The 15,687-nt window shown below is 72.5% G+C and carries 11 protein-coding genes; 7 read left to right on the plus strand and 4 right to left on the minus strand.

Translation table 11 applies throughout. The annotated features are described in order from the left end of the window. Positions 1-71: 71 nt before the first annotated feature. Positions 72-2,375: a sodium-translocating pyrophosphatase gene (locus tag ACZDYF_RS13405; protein WP_191792301.1), complete on the minus strand. Its 2,304-nt coding sequence runs from the start codon at positions 2,373-2,375 to the stop codon at positions 72-74. A gap of 218 nt (positions 2,376-2,593) precedes the next feature. Between ACZDYF_RS13405 and ACZDYF_RS13410 the strand changes: the two genes are divergently transcribed. The 7 genes from ACZDYF_RS13410 to ACZDYF_RS13440 all read left to right on the plus strand — a co-directional run bounded on the left by ACZDYF_RS13410 (position 2,594) and on the right by ACZDYF_RS13440 (position 13,172). Beyond that, on the plus strand, positions 2,594-3,310 hold the full coding sequence (locus ACZDYF_RS13410; RefSeq protein WP_475051931.1) for an iron-dependent transcriptional repressor DtxR: 717 nt from the start codon (positions 2,594-2,596) through the stop codon (positions 3,308-3,310). A gap of 166 nt (positions 3,311-3,476) precedes the next feature. Continuing rightward, positions 3,477-4,178: an RNA polymerase sigma factor gene (locus ACZDYF_RS13415; protein ID WP_475057660.1), complete on the plus strand. Its 702-nt coding sequence runs from the start codon at positions 3,477-3,479 to the stop codon at positions 4,176-4,178. Beyond that, positions 4,175-5,641 carry a hypothetical protein gene (locus tag ACZDYF_RS13420; protein ID WP_475057663.1) on the plus strand — a complete coding sequence of 489 codons (1,467 nt, stop codon included), beginning with the start codon at positions 4,175-4,177 and terminating at the stop codon, positions 5,639-5,641. The genes ACZDYF_RS13415 and ACZDYF_RS13420 overlap by 4 nt, the downstream gene beginning before the upstream one ends. Before the next feature lie 211 nt (positions 5,642-5,852). Next, entirely contained in the window at positions 5,853-6,401 is a 549-nt protein-coding gene (locus ACZDYF_RS13425; protein ID WP_475057666.1) for a sigma-70 family RNA polymerase sigma factor, read from the plus strand. After that, positions 6,398-7,777, plus strand: a complete 1,380-nt coding sequence (locus ACZDYF_RS13430) for a hypothetical protein (RefSeq protein WP_475057669.1) — start codon at positions 6,398-6,400, stop codon at positions 7,775-7,777. The genes ACZDYF_RS13425 and ACZDYF_RS13430 overlap by 4 nt, the downstream gene beginning before the upstream one ends. A 149-nt stretch (positions 7,778-7,926) precedes the next feature. Continuing rightward, a complete protein-coding gene (gene lysX, locus ACZDYF_RS13435; protein WP_475057672.1) occupies positions 7,927-11,328 on the plus strand; it encodes a bifunctional lysylphosphatidylglycerol synthetase/lysine--tRNA ligase LysX in 3,402 nt (1,133 codons plus the stop codon). Between the two features lie 296 nt (positions 11,329-11,624). Beyond that, on the plus strand, positions 11,625-13,172 hold the full coding sequence (locus ACZDYF_RS13440) for a M15 family metallopeptidase (RefSeq protein ID WP_475057675.1): 1,548 nt from the start codon (positions 11,625-11,627) through the stop codon (positions 13,170-13,172). 9 nt (positions 13,173-13,181) lie between these two features. On the opposite strand, the gene ACZDYF_RS13445 is transcribed toward ACZDYF_RS13440, so the two are convergent. The 3 genes from ACZDYF_RS13445 to ACZDYF_RS13455 are packed head-to-tail and all read right to left on the minus strand — an operon-like array spanning position 13,182 to position 15,572. Beyond that, entirely contained in the window at positions 13,182-14,030 is an 849-nt protein-coding gene (locus tag ACZDYF_RS13445; RefSeq protein WP_475057679.1) for an alpha/beta fold hydrolase, read from the minus strand. A gap of 13 nt (positions 14,031-14,043) precedes the next feature. Then, a complete protein-coding gene (locus tag ACZDYF_RS13450; RefSeq protein WP_475057682.1) occupies positions 14,044-14,796 on the minus strand; it encodes a DUF998 domain-containing protein in 753 nt (250 codons plus the stop codon). Then, on the minus strand, positions 14,793-15,572 hold the full coding sequence (locus ACZDYF_RS13455) for a TetR/AcrR family transcriptional regulator (protein ID WP_307823957.1): 780 nt from the start codon (positions 15,570-15,572) through the stop codon (positions 14,793-14,795). The genes ACZDYF_RS13450 and ACZDYF_RS13455 overlap by 4 nt, the downstream gene beginning before the upstream one ends. Between the last annotated feature and the right edge of the window lie 115 nt (positions 15,573-15,687).

Below are 15,687 nucleotides of genomic sequence, written 5' to 3' on the forward strand. Positions count from 1 at the left end.
CGGTCTCTGACGTGTCAGGACGAGCGTGACCTCGGGGCCACGCTCGTCCTGACCCCCCGGAGGGCGCGACCTCAGCTCGTCCGCACCGCCTGCGGCTCCTCCGACATCTGCTCGCGGTCCACGCGCGCAGCGCGCAGCCTCGACAGGATGACCGCCCCAAACGCGATGCCCGCCGCGATCACGGCGATCCCGATGCGCAGGGCGTGGTTGGCGTCCGCGGGCACGCTCAGCGCGACCACGGCGGGAGCGATGAGCACCGCGACCAGGTTCATGACCTTGAGCAGCGGGTTGATCGCCGGACCGGCCGTGTCCTTGAACGGGTCGCCGACGGTGTCGCCGACGACGGTCGCCTCGTGCGCCGGGGACCCCTTGCCGCCGTACGCGCCGTCCTCGACGATCTTCTTCGCGTTGTCCCACGCCCCGCCCGAGTTCGCCAGGAAGACGGCCATGAGCACGCCCGCCCCGATGGCCCCCGCGAGGAAGCCCGCAAGCGGACCCACGCCCAGCCCGAAGCCCACCGCGATGGGTGCGAACGCGGCCAGCAGGCCCGGCGTCGCGAGCTCGCGCAACGAGTCGCGCGTGCAGATGTCGACGACCTTGCCGTACTCGGGGCGCTCGTCGTACGTCATGATCCCGGGGTGCTCGCGGAACTGCCGGCGCACCTCGTAGACGATCGCGCCGGCAGCGCGGGTCACGGCGTCGATCGCGAGGCCCGAGAACAGGAACACGGTCGCGGCGCCGAGGATCACGCCGACCAGGGTGATCGGCGAGATGATCGAGTAGTCGAGCATCGAGACGACGAGGCCGCCTGCCGGGTTCGTGATGTCCGCGAGCGCCCCGCCCACGGCGTCGGCGTACGACCCGAACAGCGCGGTCGCCGCGAGGACGGCGGTCGCGATCGCGATGCCCTTGGTGATGGCCTTGGTCGTGTTGCCCACGGCGTCGAGGTCGGTGAGGATCTGCGCGGCCTCCGGGTTGCCGTCACCGGCCTCGCCGACGGACATCTCGTAGATTCCTTGCGCGTTGTCCGAGACGGGCCCGAACGTATCCATCGCGACGATCACGCCGACCGTCGTCAGGAGCCCGCAGCCCGCGAGCGCGATGAGGAACAGCGACAGCCACACCGAGCCGCCCGCGATGAGGAAGACCCCGCAGATCGCTGCCGCGATGATGCCCGCGGTGTAGACCGCGGACTCGAACCCGACCCCGATCCCGGACAGGACGACCGTGGCCGCTCCCGTGCGGGAGGTGGCGGCCACGTGGAGGGTGGGCTTCGACGTCGTGCCCGTGAAGTAGCCCGTGACCCACAGGATGATGCCCGCCAGGACCACGCCGATGAGGACCGCGAGCGCCGCGACCACGCGCGGGTCGCTCGTGACGTCGCCTAGGTCCGCGGTGCCCGACAGCTCCGAGAACGACGACGGCAGGTAAGCGAACGCCGCGACGCCTGCGAGGACCGCGCCGAGCAGCGCCGAGAGGTAGAACCCGCGGTAGATGGCCCGCAGGCCGTTCTCGCTGCCCCGCACGCGCGTGATGAAGACGCCCAGGACCGCGACGAACGCGCCGATGGCCGTGACGATCAGCGGGAAGACGAGCCCCTGCTCGCCCATCGCGGCCTTGCCGAGGATGAGGGCCGCGACGAGCATGACGGCGTACGACTCGAAGAGGTCTGCGGCCATGCCCGCGCAGTCCCCCACGTTGTCGCCCACGTTGTCCGCGATGGTCGCGGCGTTGCGCGGGTCATCCTCGGGGATCCCCTGCTCGACCTTGCCCACCAGGTCCGCACCGACGTCCGCCGCCTTGGTGAAGATCCCGCCGCCCACGCGCATGAACATCGCGAGCAGTGCAGCCCCGAACCCGAACCCCTCGAGCACAGCCGGAGCGTCCCCTCGGTACAGCAGCACCACGCCGGCCGCACCGAGCAGGCCTAAACCCACGACGGACATCCCCACCACGCCACCGGTCCGGAACGCGACGCGCGCCCCCTCGGCCCGTCCCCCGGGCCGGGTCGCGGCGGACGCGACGCGCACGTTCGCGCGCACCGCGAGCCACATCCCCAGGTAGCCGATGCACGCGGAGAACCCGGCACCGACGAGGAACGCGACCGACCGGCCCACCTTGATCCCGGCGTCGCCGGGCAGGAGGAACAGCAGGCCGAAGACGATCACCGCGAACAGCGCCAGGGTCCGGAACTGCCGGTTGAGGTAGGCCGAGGCCCCCTCCTGGATGGCCTGCGCGATGTCCTGCATCTTCGCGGTGCCTTCGGGAGCGGCCAGTACCTGGCGTCTGAGGACGAACGCGAAGACGAGCGCGGCGAGGCCTATGGCCCCGATCACCGCGACGATCGTGAGACTGGTGGAGCTGAGCGTGAGCATCCGTCCTCCTTGACGACTGCTGGACCGGGGTCACCGGCTGGTCCTCCGGCACCCCCGGAGGATGCGCCCGAGTCTAGCCATGTGTGGCGTGCGTCACGAGACGTCGTGCGCGACGTCGCAGAGTGGGCGTCGAGCCGTCTCGTCGTGGGCCCGCGCGTGACGTAGCATGTGGAGACGTTCCAAGATTGGAATCCTTCAACTTTAGCCCGGAGCGCGACGTGACCGACCTGATCGACACCACCGAGATGTATCTGAAGACGGTCTACGAGCTGGACGAGGAGGGGATCGTCCCTCTGCGTGCGCGGATCGCGGAGCGGCTGGGTCATTCGGGTCCGACGGTCTCGCAGACGGTGGCGCGCATGGAGCGTGATGGTCTGGTCGTGGTGACGGGGGATCGTCATCTCGAGCTCACCCCGGACGGGCACGCCAAGGCGCAGCGGGTGATGCGTAAGCACCGGTTGGCGGAGCGGTTGTTGACGGACGTGATCAAGCTCGACTGGGAGTTCGTGCACGTCGAGGCGTGCCGGTGGGAGCACGTGATGAGCGAGCTCGTGGAGAAGCGGTTGATCGGTCTGCTGGACCACCCGCACCACGACCCGTACGGCAACCCGATCCCGGGCCTGTCGGAGCTGGGCGAGGACATCGTGGAGATCGAGTACCTCGACGGGGTCGTGTCGCTGCCCGCGTACGTGGCCGCGGCCGACCGTGCCGGGCGCGCGCCGGGCGCGCTGCGCGTGGTCGTCCAGCGCATCGCCGAGCCCCTGCAGACCGACACGGACCTGCTCGCGCGCCTGGCGGCCGCGGGCATCCTGCCCCGCCAGGAGGTCACGATCACCCCCGAGGCCGGGTCGTACACGGTTTCCGCGCAAGGAGCCGAGACCGTCCTGGACCTGCCCGACGACGTCGCGCGCCACCTCTTCGTCACCGCCCCCTGACCACCACCCACCCCAGCACACCCCCACCGCCCCGCACCCCCACCCGGGATGCGGGGCGACGTGCGTCACGCGCCGGACTTCACCCCCAACGATCCACGCGCACCACGCGTCATGATCAGTGACACCGCCCACCACGGGCGGTCGGGCTGAGGACGAAGGGGGAACGGTGGCCGACTGGGACGACGAGCTCACCGCGCTGACCAGACAGCGTGGGACCGCGCTCGTGGGGTACGCCTACCTGCTCTGCGGGAACAGGCGCGACGCGGAGGACGTGGTGCAGGACGCACTCGTCAAGGTGTTCTCGAGACTCCGCGGGAGGGGCGCGACGACGGAGGGGCGGACCGCTCCTGCCACACCTCCGGGCGGGACCCGGCTCTTCACGCTCGACGAAACGGCTGCGCAGGGGGCCGACCGCCCCGTCGCCCACCTCGAGGGGTACGTGCGCCGCGCGATCCTCACCCTCTACCTCGACGGGTACCGCCCTCGACGGCACTGGCTCGGACTGCGCCATCTCGTCGGGCAGCGCGAGGGCGTGGCCGGACCGGAAGCCCCCGCCTCGGCCCGCGCCGACACGGCCAGGGCGCTCGCCGGCCTGACGCCACGGCAGCGTGCGTGCGTCGTGCTCCGGTACTACGAGGACCTGACGGTCCCGCGCATCGCCGAGGAGCTCGGTTGCGCCGAAGGGACCGTCAAGCGTCACCTGTCGGACGCGATGGCCGTCATGCAGCAGACCCTGGGCGCCGCTTCCCCGATCGCAGGGTCCACCGCGACGCCAGCGACATCCCCCGCACCCACCGCCGGGCCCACCACCGACCCGGCACCACCAGCCAAGGCACCGCACACGACGAACGGGAGGAACATCGCGTGAGCACCATCGACAACGGACCCTCGAACCACGAGGACGACCTGGGCCGCGCGCTGCGAGCCCTGGTCGACGACGCGTCCCTGCCCGGTCTCGACGCCCACCTCGACGTCGTCCGCGGACGGACGCGACGCCGTCGGGCAGCGAAGAAGGTCGCCCTCGGAGCGACGACCCTGTGCGTCGCCGGGGCCCTCGGCGTCGCCGCGCTCTCGATCCCGCAGGACGTGCGGCCCGAGCCGATCGCGCCGGCGGAGTCCCCGTCGCCGACGGCGACCCCCTCGCCGACACCCGAGCCGCCACCGACGTTGCCGGCCGCGATCACCGCCTCTGCCCTCGCCTGCCAGCAGCCCGCCCCGACCCCGACAGGTGACGACCTGCCCGCCCGTCTGAGCATCGACATCCCCGACCTTGCGGCTCAGACCCCAGGTTCGGCGACCGCGCCGGTCCTCATGACGTTCGACGACAAGGTGCGGCTCCGCTACGACGACTCGGCCACGGGGGCTTACGTGGTCGTTCAGGACGGGGTCGTCGTGAGCTCCTCGCTCCCCGCTGCGGAGACCACGGGCGAGGCCACACCTACCCCGGGGTCGTCGGCCGGCTGTGAGATGGAGGTCACGACGGTCCCGACGTGCGGTGCAGCCAGCGGTCAGCTCTCACGACTGCCGGCAGGAAGCTACGAGGTCTTCGCACTGCACCGGTTCCCCCTCACCGGCTACTCGGCCCAGCGACCGGACGGGACTTGGGGCGACGAGGCGACCGGGACGCTCTTCGACGGATGGCTCGTCTCGGAACCCGTCCCGTTGACGATCACGCCGGAGCCCCGGCCCGACCCGGTCGAGGTACGCGACGCGCTCTGGGACGACACGTCCATGGTCTTCGAGGCGCTCCGTAGAGCCTCGCGCACCGGGGCTCCGGCCGTGGTCGACCTCACCTTCGAGTCCGACAACTTCCAGGAGATCCAGATCGTCACCACGGGCGACGGGAAGCGGACGCTCACCGTGCACAAGAATTCTGACGTCGCACCTCGAGAACGGACCGCGAGCGACGACGGCTGGAGGCTCGAGCTCGAGGGCGGGGCCGTCTTCACCGACGCCGGCTTCTCGCGACTCATGGGGACCTACGCGGTCACCGAGAACTCCTCGGGGCAGGTGCCGACCTTCGCCCTTCGCGTCCTGGACGGTGGAACTCCGAAGGCGGCGCCCGCGACGACCGACCGGGAGACGTGCCGAGCCTTCAGGTTGACCGAGGACACGATGACGAGCGTGTACGAAGCCTTCAGCACGGACATCTACGCACTCGCGGCCGACCTGCGACCAGCCGTCTCGTCGCCGGAGTACCAGGAGATCCGGTCCAGGTGGCTCGACGCCCCTCGCTTCTGGTGGGCCGTCCAGGCGCACGGAAAGCTCGTCCGAGACAGCGAGCTGGGCGGAGACTTCGTCAACGGGGCGTGCGGGGAGTATTGGGAGTAGCCCCTCGGCGACGCCGAGCCCGCACCCACACGCCGACGGCCTGGGGCCTCGATCGCCAGGTGGTGATCGAGGCCCCAGGCCGTCGGCGCCTCGCCGCGGGTGTCCTGAGAACGGCCGCCGCCCGACGAGGACGTCGCTCTACCCCAACGTTTCGCCGCTGGTGTTCGTTGAGAGCGGTGACACGGCACGCTGATCGACGCAGGAGGACTTCATGGCCCGTTGGGAACAGGTGCTGGACGAGATCGTCCGCACCCGTCGGAGAGCGCTCGTGGGGTACGCGTACCTGCTGTGCGGCGATCTGCGGGAGGCCGAGGACCTCGTCCAGGAAGGGCTCGTGCGAACGTTCCGGCGCGGGCGTGCCGCGACCGACTTCCAGCTCGCCGAGAGCTACGTCCGCAAGGCGATCCTCACGACCTACCTCGACGGGTTCCGGCGACGTCGCCACTGGGAGAACGTCCGGCACCTGCTCCACGACCCTGACGGGACCGGAGAGACCGGACCGGGCACCCCGGCCGCCACGGACGACCGCGTCGACGTGCAGAAGGCACTCATGACGCTCTCGCCCCGTGAGCGCGCGTGCGTCGTCCTGCGCTTCTACTCCGACCTCACGGTCCGGCAGGTCGCCGATCAGCTCTCGCTCGGCGAAGGCACGGTCAAGCGCTACCTGAGCGATGCCAACAGCAAGCTCGCCGCCTGCCTCGGGCCGATCGACACCCCGTCCGACGACCTCGACGTCACTCCCCTGGGAGGAGCCCGATGAACGACAAGCAGCTGCCCTCGACTCCCCTGCACCTGGACGCCGCCTTCTCCGACATCGCCGCGAGCGCGGGCGCCGCGGCCACCGACGGAACCACCGGGACCGTGGAGGTCCACCGTCTCGTCAAGAGATCCCGACGCCGGCGCGCGGCCGCCTTCGGTACGGGCGGGTTCGTCCTCCTGGGCGTCGCGGGCATCGGGCTCTCCGGGCTCCTCGCCCCTGCGCCCGTCGAGATCCTGCCGGCTCCCCCGGTCCCGACGCCGACGCCGACCTCCGACGTCGTCGAGCCGCTCGGCGGCACGTTCGCCCCCGTCTGCGGGGACGACCTCTCGGAGCTCCTCGCGACGACCACCCCCCTGACGCTCGGCCCTGACCCGTCCGACGTCGCAGGTGAGACACCGCTCAAGGTCACGAACACCGGTGACGCCTCCCTCACCACGTCGTCGACGGGCTTCGTCGCCGTCTACCTGCTCGACGCCGAGGGTCAGGTGGTGTCGTCCTCGACGACCGGCGAGCCCCCTACCGAGGGCGCGAGGACGTCGCTCGACCTCGCTCCCGGTGAGTCCGGCCCGCTCGGGCTCGCGGGCATCGGGCGCTGCGGCGACGCCCCGCTTCCCACGGCTGGGACGTACACGGCCGTCGGGACGCTCGCGACCGAGCTCACGCCTGTCGGTGGCACGGCCACCGCGAGCACCGTCGTCGGGGGCCCGTGGACCGTGGCGATCGACGACCAGGGGAGGGTCACCAGCCTCGACGGCCACGCGGTCGCCCTGCCCGTCGAGCCGGAGACGCCCCCCGAGGCCCCGGAGCCGCCGACCTTCCTGCCCGGCGCCTTCGACGGTGAGAAGGTCACCTTCCCCGCACCGCAGACGATGGACGTCCCCTTCCAGTGCGGACAGCCCGCACCGGCGGCAACGGGCGACGAGCTGCTCGCGCGGCTCGAGGTCGTCGGTCCCGTGCCGGTGCTGGACGCCTCGTCCCGACCCACGATCCCCGGGAGGGTCACGGTCAGCCCGCACGCCCGGCCCGACGTGGTCGACTTCTTCTTCCTCTACGAGTACGTGATCTCGCAGGACGGCGTGATCGTCTCGAGCCCCCAGACCCCTACCGACTCGTACGGCAACGTGGAGCTGGAACCAGGCAGGACGCTGGACAACCAGATCTCGCTGGTCCCGACCGCGACGTGCGGGAACGGTCCTGGCACCCCGGAACCGTTGGCCCCCGGCACGTACCAGCTGCACGCGACCCTCCCCTGGATGATCAACTCGTACGCGCTGCAGCAGACCGACGGCACGTGGGGAGGCACCCAGCAGGCGACCGGGGGACATCTGTTCAAGGGGACGCTCGTGTCCGCACCCGTCACGTTCACGGTGCAGTAGCGGTCGCCCCGCACCGTGCGCGGGTCCGCCCGACGAGTCGTCGGGACGACCCGCGCACGGCACGCGCCTGCGCGCACCCGCCGTGTTCCCCCGTCGTAAACCCCGCTCCTGCGCTTGAATGGTGGCACCGCCTGCCTCGAGGAGCACGTATGCCCCGCTCGACCTCCCTCTCTCGCACCTCCGCCCCACCCTGGGCGGAGACCGTCGCCTCGTGGGCGGGGAGGATCGTGCAGGCCGTGGCCTTCTGGCTCGTGCTCGCCCTGGTCCTGCTGCTGTTCGCCCCGGGCTTCGTCCGGACGGTGAGCGACTGGTTGGCGGTCCTGAACATCCCCACGTTCCCGAGCGTGTTCTCGGTGGTCCTGGTCGGGGTGATCGCGAGCGGGCTGCTGCGGCGCCAGCGCGCAGCGCTGTGGTTCGTGGTGGTGGTGTGGCAGTTCCCGGTCGCGGTGCTGGGGCTCGCCGTGGGCCTGCTGTGGGTCTTCGACGAGGACAAGCAGGCGCTGCGCGCGGACGGACTGGTCCTGTCCCCCCTCGAGATCGCGTCGTGGGTCGTGGCCGTCGTGGCGGTGGTCCTGCTGATCGCGGCCCGGTCCGCGTTCCCGGCCCGAGTCAGCAAGGGTGCGTGGTGGCGGGCGATCCTCGTGCTCGTGGGCGGCGTGGCCGTCTCGGCGTTCCTCACGCTCCTGCTGCTCGAGGTCGTGCCGAACACCCTGCACGGGATCCGCAACCGGGTGAACTGGAGCCTGTCCGTCGCACTGGGTCTCAAGCCCAGCGACTACCCGTTGCACGCCGACGGCTCCGGTCCCGGGTGGCTCGCGCTCGTCGCGGGCCTGGTCTCGGCGCTCGCCCTGGTGCTCGCGATCGCGGTCTTCATGCGCTCGGCCCCGCACGACGCCAAGGTAGAGGCAGCCGACGAGCTCGCGGTGCGCAAGCTCCTGCTCGAGCACCCGAGCGACGACTCGCTCGAGTACTTCGCGACGCGCTGGGACCGGAGCGCGATCTTCTCCCAGGACCAGCGGGCGGCCGTGTCCTACCGGGTGATCTCCGGCGTGTGCCTCGCGGCGGGCGACCCGATCGGCGACAAGGCGAGCTGGCCCGACGCGATCGAGCAGTGGCGCGCGCACGCCCGCCGGTTCGGCTGGGTGCCTGCGGTCCTGTCGACGAGCGAGCTGGGGGCCAAGGCCTTCCAGGCCGTGGACCTGCACCCGATCGCCCTGGGCGACGAGGCCATCATCAACACACGGACGTTCACGCTCGACGGCCCGGCGATGCGCTCGGTGCGGCACGCGGTCGCACGCCCCGAGCGCGAGGGCTACCGGGTCCTGGTGCGCCGCCAGGCCGAGATCCCGGCCGACGAGCTCGCTGCTCTGGTCGCCGCGGCCGACGAGTGGCGTCACGGCGAGGAGCGGGGCTTCTCGATGTCGTTGAGCCGCCTCGGGGACGCCGCCGACCCGCGCGAGATGATCGTCTCCGCGCACGACGCCGAGGGGAACCCCCGCGGGCTCCTGTCGTTCGTGCCGTGGGGCCGCCGCGGCCTGTCGCTCGACGTCATGCGCCGCCACCCGCAGGCCGTCAGCGGCGTCACCGAGCTCATGGTGACCGAGCTCGTCAAGGCCGGCCGCGGGGCGGGCGTCGACCGGATCTCGATGAACTTCGCGATGTTCCGCGGCTCGTTCGAGCAGGGCGCGCGCATCGGCGCGACCCCGATCCAGCGTTTCAACCGCCGGGTGCTGCTCATCGCGTCGCGGTTCTGGCAGCTCGACTCGCTGTACAAGTCGAACGAGAAGTACCTGCCGGACTGGAAGCCGAGACTGCTGTGCTTCCAGAACGCGGGCCAGCTCACGCAGGTCATCTTCGCGGTGGGCCAGGCCGAGGGCTTCCTGCCGAACACCCCGAACCTGTTCCACCGCCGCGACCGCTCGCCGGACCTGCACCGGCCCGAGGTCTCCGCGGCCTTCGCCGAGGCGGTGCGTGCCCAGGAGACCGCGCTGCTCACGGTCTCCGCCCCCACGCGTCGCCTGACCGAGCAGCAGGCCACGCGCCACGCGAAGCTCGGCGTGCTGCGCGCGGCGGGCATGGAGCCCTACCCCGTCTCCGTCCCGCGCACCGTCTCGATCGGCGAGGCGGTGCGCCGGGGCCACTCGATCGGGCAGCCGCAGGGCGCGCCGGTGCCCGACGTCGCGGCACCGGCCGGGACGAGCACGTCGCCGGGCGACGTGGCCCCCCAGGGCGACGTGTCCGTCGTCGGGCGTGTGGTGCGCCTGCGCGACCACGGCGGCGTGATCTTCGCGGACCTGCGCGAGGGGACCGACGAGATCCAGGTCATGTTCACGGCCGACCGCCCCGGTCCCGACCTGGGGCTCTGGCGGCGCGCGGTCGACCTGGGCGACCAGGTGAGCGCCACGGGCGACCTGACCCGCAGCCGCCGCGGCGAGCTGTCGCTGCACGCGAGCGCGTGGCAGATGGCATCCAAGGCCCTGACCTCGCCGCCCGACAAGCACCGCGGCCTCGCGGACGCCGAGGCCAAGGTCAGGCTCAAGCACATGGAGCTGGCCCTCGACACCCGGACGGCGCAGATCCTGCGCGGACGCAGCAAGGCCGTGAAGTCTCTGCGCGACTCGCTCGCGGCCCGCGACTTCATCGAGGTCGAGACCCCGATCCTGCAGCGCGTGCACGGCGGTGCGAACGCCCGACCCTTCACGACGCACATCAACGCGTACGACCTCGACCTGTACCTGCGCATCGCGCCCGAGCTGTTCCTCAAGCGGCTCGCGATCGGCGGTGTCGGTCGCGTCTTCGAGCTGGGCCGCAACTTCCGCAACGAGGGCGTCGACGCGACCCACAACCCCGAGTTCACGTCGCTCGAGGCGTACCAGGCGTACGGCGACTACACGACGATGCGCGAGCTCACGCGCGACCTCATCGTCGAGGCCGCGGTCGCCGTGCACGGCGAACCGGTGTCCCGCCGGGCGGACGGGACCGTGGTCCGGCTCGACGGCGAGTGGCCCGTCCGTACCGTGCACGGGGCCGTGTCCGAGGCCGTGGGCCAGGAGGTCACGCCGGACACCCCGATGGCCACGCTCCAGGCGATCTGCGAGGAGAAGGGCGTCCACTTCACGCCCGACATGACGCACGGAGCGATCGTGACCGAGCTCTACGACGCGTTCGTCGAGGGGCAGACGGTCGAGCCGACGTTCTACACCGACTTCCCGCTCGAGACCTCTCCCCTGACCCGCACGCACCGCCGCGACCCGCGGCTCGCCGAGCGGTGGGACCTCGTGGCGTTCGGCGCCGAGCTGGGCACCGCCTACTCGGAGCTCATCGACCCCGTGGACCAGCGCAACCGGCTCACGCAGCAGTCGCTGCTCGCCGCGGCGGGCGACCCCGAGGCCATGGAGGTCGACGAGGAGTTCCTGTCCGCCCTCGAGTTCGCGATGCCGCCCACGGGCGGGCTCGGTATCGGGGTGGACCGCGTCTACATGATGCTCATCGGGGCGAGCATCCGCGAGACGCTCGCGTTCCCGTTCGTCCGCCCGTCGGGGCGGGGCTGACAGGTCGTGGCCCGGCCGCCCGCCCGGGCGACAGTCGACCCGCGCCAACCCTGACGTACCGGACACCAGTCGGCCGGCCGCGGAAGAGTACGCGGGCGGGATCGGACGAGTTTTCCGCACCATCGTGCGGCCCCGGTCACATCGGGGCCCGACGGGGTTCCGCGCATCGATAACGAACGAGTAACGTAGGCCGCGATCGGGTGCACGACGGACGGCAACGACCACTGGCTCCCGCACCACGAAGTCAGTACCGACCTCCTGCCGGAGGCCGTCCCAGAGCACAGGAGTCACGTCAGGTGGAAACGTCCGCACCGGTCCAGCAGCGCCCGCACGGCGCGGCGCCGACCCCCACGCGGCGTCAACGTCAGGCCGAGCTTCGCGCGCGAGAGCTCGCCGCGGCCGGACGCGAAGGACGCCCTCCCGCCGACCACCTGCAGGTCGAGCACCGGCATACCGCCAGGACGCGTCCCGCGACGTTCGCCGTGCCGCAGGCCGCGCCCCACCCGGCCCCTCTCGTACCGTTCCCCGTGCCGACCGCAGCCACCCCGGTCGCCCCCGCTCCGCAGGTCGCCGTCACGGCAGCGACTCGGACCGCTCCGTTCCCGCCGACCGGCATCCGGCGCGCGGCCCCTGAGGCCGTGGCACCGCTCCAGACCCCCTCGGGCGAGATCCCCGTCGTCATGGTCCCTGCGCCGACCCCTCTGCGCTCGGCGCCGACACCGGTCGTCGCCGCACCGGCAGACGCCTCCACGACGCCGGCGCTCGACGGCCCGGTCTTCCCGCCGCTGAGCCGGCGCGAGCGCAAGTCGGGTGCCCCCGCGACCGCGGCCACACCGGTGGCTCCCGCGACTCCGGCACGCGGCACGTTGTTCGGCTCGCGTCTCGTGGCGCGCGCCGCGACGGGCGCCGCGTTCGTCGGCGCCCTGGCGTGCGTGCCCATGATCATCCCCGGCACGGCGTCGGGCGACCTGGCCCCCGGCGGGCAGCAGGCGGACCTCGCCGACGACGAGGGGACGAACACCACGACCCTCGCTGCCGACGACGACATGATCGCCAAGGCGGAGGCTCTGCTGGCCCGCGCCGAGGCCTCCTCGGCCCCCACCCATGAGCTCGAGACGGCGCGTGCCGAGCTCGTCGCGCTCAAGGAGTCGATCCTCGCCGAGCGCAGCGAGGGTTCGCAGCGGGCGTCGCGCTCGACCGAGCGCGCGTCGCTCGCGGACAGCGTCGAGGTCGCCGACACGACGGTCGCACAGGACGAGGTGGCGACCGGTCCGGTCACGACCGCAGACCTCGGCCAGGCGATGGACAAGATGGCCATGCAGCTCAACGACTTCGGCGAGACGTCCAAGTCGGTCGTCACCCCGGCCCCCGCGACCCCGGCAGAGCTCGCGGCCGAGCGCCGCGTCCGTGCGGCCACGCTGCTCGACCAGTGCGGCTCCGCCAACTTCGCGAACGGCAAGATCCCGGCGTCCGCACTCACGTCGTTGTCCTTCGCCCCGAGGCACTCGCTGCGCTGCGATGCGGCCGCGATGCTCGAGGAGCTGTCCGCCGCGTACGCGCAGCGGTTCGGTGCGGCCATCCCCATGACGGACTCGTACCGCTCCTTCTCGGAGCAGGTCTCGACCCGCGCCGCCAAGCCCGGCCTGGCGGCCGTCCCGGGGACGTCCAACCACGGCTGGGGTCTGGCGATCGACCTCGCCGCTCCGGCGTCGAGCCCGGGATCGGCACAGTACAAGTGGCTGCGCGCGAACGCCCCGCTGTACGGGTGGGACAACCCGGCGTGGGCTCGTCCCAACGGGTCGAAGCCCGAGCCCTGGCACTTCGAGTACGCGGCCGGCTGGTAGCCGCCCGCTCTACCGGAAGGCGGCGTCCGCGTCGGGTGCGAGCGCCCCGTCGGGGACCTCTCCACGCAGGACCTGCGCGACGACGTCGGGCCTCGTGAGCGGGAACAGGTGCCCCTCCCCCGGGAGGCCGTAGACCTGCGCGCCCAGGCGCGCCCCGAGCTCGCGCTCCTCCCGCAGGAACGGGCCCTGCCCGCGCGTCCCCCACCCGACGAGCTGGACGGGGCGTACCGCGAGCCGGTCGAGCGCGTCGGAGCGGTCGGCGAACAGCTCGGTGACGCGCTCGGCCTGCGACCAGCTCTGCTCGTACTGCCCCACCAGCAGGCGCCAGGCCTCCGGCGTGCCGTAGCGGCGGGCGGCCTCGTCGTCGGGCATGGGGTCGGGGCGGTGCGTCCCGTCGTACCAGGCCCGACGGCGCAGCGCAGGCCCGCGCCTCGTCACCGCCCCGCAGCGCGAGAGCAGGGTGCCGCCCGCGTGGACGAGCCTCTCGGCGAGCAGCGTCGCGCCGACCGGGGCGGGCCGCTCGGGACGGCGCGGCAGGAAGGGAGCCGTCGGGTCGAGCAGGACCACGGCCCCGAGCTCCTCGGGGAACGACAGCGCCCACTCGATCGCGGCGAGACCGCCGACGCTGTGCCCCACGAGGCCGATGCTCGCGGGCGCATGCCGACCGGCCAGGCCGAGCGACGCCCGGATCGCGGCGACGGGCGCGGTGACGGCGGTCTCCCACGAGTCGAGCACGAGGACGGTCGCGGCCGGGAACTGGTCCCGCACCACGCGCGCGAGCGGCTCCATGTCGGAGGGGGCCAGCAGGAGGCCGGGCAGGATGACCCACGTGGCGGGGGGCGGGGTCGCCGTCGTCATGGGGCCCAGTCCATCACGCGTCCCTGGGACCCGCCTCGGAGGAGGCTGTGGAGGGGCCCGCGGGGATCCGCAGGACCTGCACCGCGAGGACCAGGACGACGGAGAACGCGACGATCTGGATGCGCTGCGCGATGCCCGTGCCGAGGGGCAGCGGGCTGCCGAACATGCCGATCGTGCCGGTCACGACCCCCAGGACGGGCCCCAGGGCGCCGGCGAGGCGGGCCGTGCCCCCGAGGAGGGTGCGTCGTCGGGGACGCGCGAGCCACACGACGCCTGCGCTCGCGACGAACGAGCCGATCCCCGACGCGACGCTCGAGAACGTGTGCGCCTGGTGGGCCGGGCTCAGGACCCCTGCGTCCTCGCGCGCGGCGCAGCTCCCGACCGACAGGGCACAGTCGAGCGGCAGCAGGGCGTCGGCCATGGTGGCGAGCCCGAACACCACGAGCGCCCAGGCCGTCACCCGCTGCACGAGGGTCGCCGCCGGGTGCCCGGCCGCACGCCGCCGCCGGTACGCGACGCCCAGGACCGCGAGGCCCGTCACCACGAGGGCCCCGGCGGCGAGGTCGGTGCCCCGGAACAGCGCGGACGTCGGCTGGTCGAGCGCGGCGAGCTCGGACAGGTAGGAGCGTGCCGGGTCGAGGGGCCACCCGGCGGCAGCCTCCAGGACGACCCCGACGTAGAGGATCCCCGCGAGGGTCAGGAGGACCTGGGCGACCGCGACGAGCGGGCTCGTGCGTCCGGTCCGGAGGGCCTGCGCGGACCTCACGCGACCAGTGCCTGCACGCCCGCGACGATGCGGTCGATCCCGAACTCCAGCTCCGCCTCGGCCGAGTAGGCGGACTGCTGCGCCTCGCCGACCGTGGCACCCACCCTCCCGGCGACGGCGAACGTGCTCATCTCGCTGATCCGTTCGAGGAGCGGGGCGTTCACGGCCCACCACTCGTCGTCGGTCTGCCCGCTCTCCTCGTGCGCGAGCCGGGCCGCGCGCGCCCGCCGCGCCGCGGTGGTCGCCTGCCCGACGACGAGCGTCACGGTCGCGTCCATCGCGACGTCGTCGAGCCCGATGCCGTCGATCGCCCGCAGCTCGACGTCGTACTTGCGGGTCTCGCCCGGGCCGAGGACGGGGCGCGCGAGGTCGATGTCGAGGAGCCACGGGTGCCGCGCGAACAGGTCCCAGTTGGCGCGTGCCACCGAGCGCAGGCGATCCTGCCAGGTCGCTCCCGGAGCCTCCCCGTGCGGGTAGAGCTCGCCGTACGCACGGTCGACCACGAGGTCGACGAGGTCGTCCTTGTTCTGGACGTACGTGTAGAGCGACATGGTGCCGATCCCCAGCTCGGCGGCCACCTTGCGCATGGACAGGCCGGTGAGCGCCCCCTCGGCGTCCGCGAGCCCGACGGCGGCGCTCGCCACCTCGTCGGGCGTCCGGGACTGCTGGGGTCCCCGCGCGCCACGGTCCGCGTGCAGGCCCCACAGGAGGGCGAGGGTGCGCGCGGGGTCGCGCGGGGTCGTGGCGGGCGGTGCGGGAGCCGTCGGGGTCGGCACGGGCTGCCTCCTCGTGAGCGATCGGGGATCATCGAGGGGGCCCGACGGATGCCCGACCTGTCGGGAATGATCTGCGTACATCGTACGTTGATCGCTCGGAAGACTGCCGTACGAC

It is taken from the genome of Oerskovia sp. PE-21s, assembly GCF_056158145.1.